Raw genomic sequence first — 3,121 nt, 5'->3', positions numbered from 1 at the left:
CGTACGGCGTCCGGCTCCGTCGCCCTGCCCGGCGCCCGCGCCCGCGCGCGCGTCGCCCGGGCCGGCCGCATCTACGTCGAGGGACGGCACGACGCCGAGCTGGTCGAGAAGGTGTGGGGCGACGACCTGCGCATCGAGGGCGTGGTCGTTGAGTACCTGGAGGGCGTGGACGACCTGCCGTCGGTCGTCGAGGACTTCTCCCCCGGCCCGGACGCGCGCCTGGGCGTCCTCGTCGACCACCTCGTGCCGGGCTCCAAGGAGTGGCACATCGCCGAGGCCGTGACCAGCGAGCACGCGCTGGTGGTGGGCCACCCGTTCATCGACATCTGGGAGGCGGTGAAGCCGTCGTCGGTCGGCATCCCCGGCTGGCCCCGGGTGCCGCGCGGACAGGACTGGAAGACGGGGGTGTGCCGGGCGCTGGGCTGGCGGGTGGAGCACACCGGGGAGGCGTGGCAGCGGATCCTCGGCTCGGTGCGCTCGTACAAGGACCTGGAGCCGCAGTTGCTGGGCCGGGTGGAGGAATTGATCGACTTCGTCACGGCACCGGGCGCCTGACGGCGTCCCCGGGCCGCCCGACCCGGGCGGGCCGGCGCCCGCTCAGTCCACCAGGTCCCGCACCACCGCGTCCGCCAGCAGCCGCCCGCGCAGCGTCAGGGCCGCCCGGCCCTCCTCGTACGCGGCCGGGCGGAGCAGCCCGTCCCCGAGCGCCCGCTCGGCGGCCGCCAGGCCGTCCGCCCGCAGGAGGGACAGCGGGACGCCCTCCTCCAGCCGCAGTTCCAGCAGGATCCGCTCCACCCGCCGGTCCTCGTCCGACAGCAGCTCCCGGCCCGCGCCCGGCGAGCGGCCCTGCGCCAGGGCCGCCGCGTACGCGCCGGGGTGCTTGACGTTCCACCAGCGCACCCCGCCCACGTGGGAGTGCGCGCCGGGGCCCGCGCCCCACCAGTCGGCGCCGCGCCAGTACAGCTCGTTGTGCAGGCAGCGCCCGGCGTCCGAGGTCGCCCAGTTCGACACCTCGTACCAGGAGAAGCCCGCCGCCGACAGGGCCTCCTCGGCGATCAGGTAGCGGTCCGCGTGGACGTCGTCGTCGGTCATCCGGACCTCGCCGCGCCGGATGCGGCGGGCGAGCTGCGTCCCCTCCTCGACGATGAGCGCGTACGCCGAGACGTGGTCGGGGCCGGCGCCGACGGCCGCGTCCAGGGAGGCCCGCCAGTCGTCGTCGGACTCGCCGGGGGTGCCGTAGATCAGGTCGAGGTTGACGTGGTCGAAACCCGCGGCGCGGGCCTCGGCGACGCACGCCTCGGGACGGCCGGGGGTGTGGGTGCGGTCCAGGACCTTCAGCACGTGCTGCCGGGCGCTCTGCATGCCGAAGGAGATCCGGTTGAAGCCGCCCTCGCGGAGGGCCGCCAGATAGGCCGGGTCGACGGACTCGGGATTCGCCTCCGTGGTCACCTCGGCGTCGGCGGCCAGCCCGAACTCGTCCCGGATCGCGGTCAGCATCCGCACCAGGTCGCCGGCCGCGAGCAGGGTGGGGGTGCCGCCGCCGACGAACACGGTGCGGACCTCGCGCGGGTCGTCGCCCAGGACCTTCCGCGCCAGCCGGACCTCGTCGACGAGGGTCTCGGCGTAGTTGTCGCGGGAGGCCAGCACACCGCCGGTGCCGCGCAGCTCGGTGGCGGTGTAGGTGTTGAAGTCGCAGTAGCCGCAGCGGGTCGCGCAGTACGGGACGTGCAGGTAGAAGCCGAGGGGGCGGCCGGCCGCCCCGGAGAGCGCGGAGGCGGGCAGGGCACCGTCGGCGGGGACGGGCTCGCCGTCGGGGAGTGCGGAGGGCATGTGCTCCATTGTCCCGCACCCGTGGGGTCACTCGGCCTGGAGCACCATCAGGGCGAGATCGTCCGCGGGCGGATCGTCCCCGAAGTCGTGCACGAGGCGGGTGAGGCGCTCCATCGTCGTCCCGGCGTCCAGGCCGGCGCAGCTCGCCAGCGCCAGGGCGAGCCCGTCCCCGTCGTCCAGTTGCCGCGAGCCGGAGCGCCGCTCGGTGACCCCGTCGGTGACGCAGAGCAGGGTGTCGCCGGAACGCAGCTCGAAGGAGTCGCTGCCGTACGTGGCGTCCTCGACGACGCCGAGCAGGGTCTGCGGCCGGGCCACGGTGCGGACGGTGCCGTCGGGGCCGAGGAGCAGCGGCAGGGGGTGCCCGGCGGAGGCGACGGTGCAGCGGACGCCGCCGTCGAAGGGGACCAGCTCGCCGTAGAGCAGGGACAGGAAGCGGGTCTGGGGTCCGTCGCCAGGGGCGGTGGGGCGGGCCCCGGCGGCGACGAGGGCGCGGGCGGCGGCGTCGGCGGCCTCGGTGGCGTCGTCGAGGAGCAGCTGGTTGAGGCGGTCGAGGACGTCGGCGACCTGGTAGCCCTCGCGGGCCAGCAGCCGCAGCCAGGGCCGGACCAGGCCGATGACGACGGCCGCCTCCGGGCCCTTGCCCTGGACGTCGCCGACCGCGAAGCACCACCGGCCGCGGCCGGCCGGGAACAGGTCGTAGAAGTCGCCGCTGGGCCCGCCCTTGTCGCAGGGTTCGTGGGCGAGCGCGCTGCGCAGGCCCGGGATCTCGGCGACGGCACCGGGCAGCAGCCCGCGCTGGAGCACCGAGCTGATGGTGGCCTGCCGGGCGTACCGGCGGGCGGCGCCGATGGCGAGCGCCACGCGCCGGGCGAGGTCCTCCACGAGTCCGGTGATCTCGTCGGGGAAGCGGTCGATGCCGGCCCGGCCGAGGACCAGGGTGCCCAGGGGCCGTCCGCCGGCGGCCAGCGGATAGGCGAGGGCGGTGCCAGGCGCGGAGCCGGGAGGCGCGCCGGTGCCGGGCACGCCGGTGCCGGAAGGCACCCCGGAGCCGGAAGGCACCCCGGAGCCGGAAGGCACCCCGGAGCCGGAAGGCACGCCGGAGCCGGAAGGCACGCCGGTGCCGGGCGCGCCGGTGCCGGGAGGCGTGCCGGTGCCGGGAGGCGTGCCGTCGGCGGTGTCGAGGGCCTTCGCGGGCCAGGGGTAGGGGGCGGGCCCGGGCCGTAACGGGTCGCACGGGGGCGGCGGTTCCTGCTCCAGGGCGCGGCGCAGTTCCTCGATGAGGTGCTCGCCG

At 76.3% G+C, this 3,121-nt stretch carries 3 protein-coding genes; 1 reads left to right on the top strand and 2 read right to left on the bottom strand.

The genetic code is table 11. From position 1 onward, the window contains the following. A partial coding sequence (locus tag G3I53_RS07960) for a DUF3097 family protein (RefSeq protein WP_164438164.1) occupies nucleotides 1-555 on the top strand: 555 nt, incomplete at its 5' end. Nucleotides 556-597: 42 nt separating this feature from the next. Here G3I53_RS07960 and hemW read toward each other — a convergent pair. After that, nucleotides 598-1,830, bottom strand: coding sequence for a radical SAM family heme chaperone HemW (gene hemW / locus G3I53_RS07955; RefSeq protein ID WP_164337584.1), 1,233 nt, complete (start codon nucleotides 1,828-1,830; stop codon nucleotides 598-600). A gap of 27 nt (nucleotides 1,831-1,857) precedes the next feature. After that, nucleotides 1,858-3,121 (bottom strand): GAF domain-containing SpoIIE family protein phosphatase (locus G3I53_RS07950; RefSeq protein ID WP_239063672.1); only part of this gene is annotated, 1,264 nt, incomplete at its 5' end.

The organism is Streptomyces sp. SID14436 (assembly GCF_010548465.1).
Classification (GTDB): Bacteria; Actinomycetota; Actinomycetes; order Streptomycetales; family Streptomycetaceae; genus Streptomyces.
The sequence above is the reverse complement of the archived record's forward strand: the minus strand, read 5'-3'. Positions and strand labels throughout refer to the sequence as shown.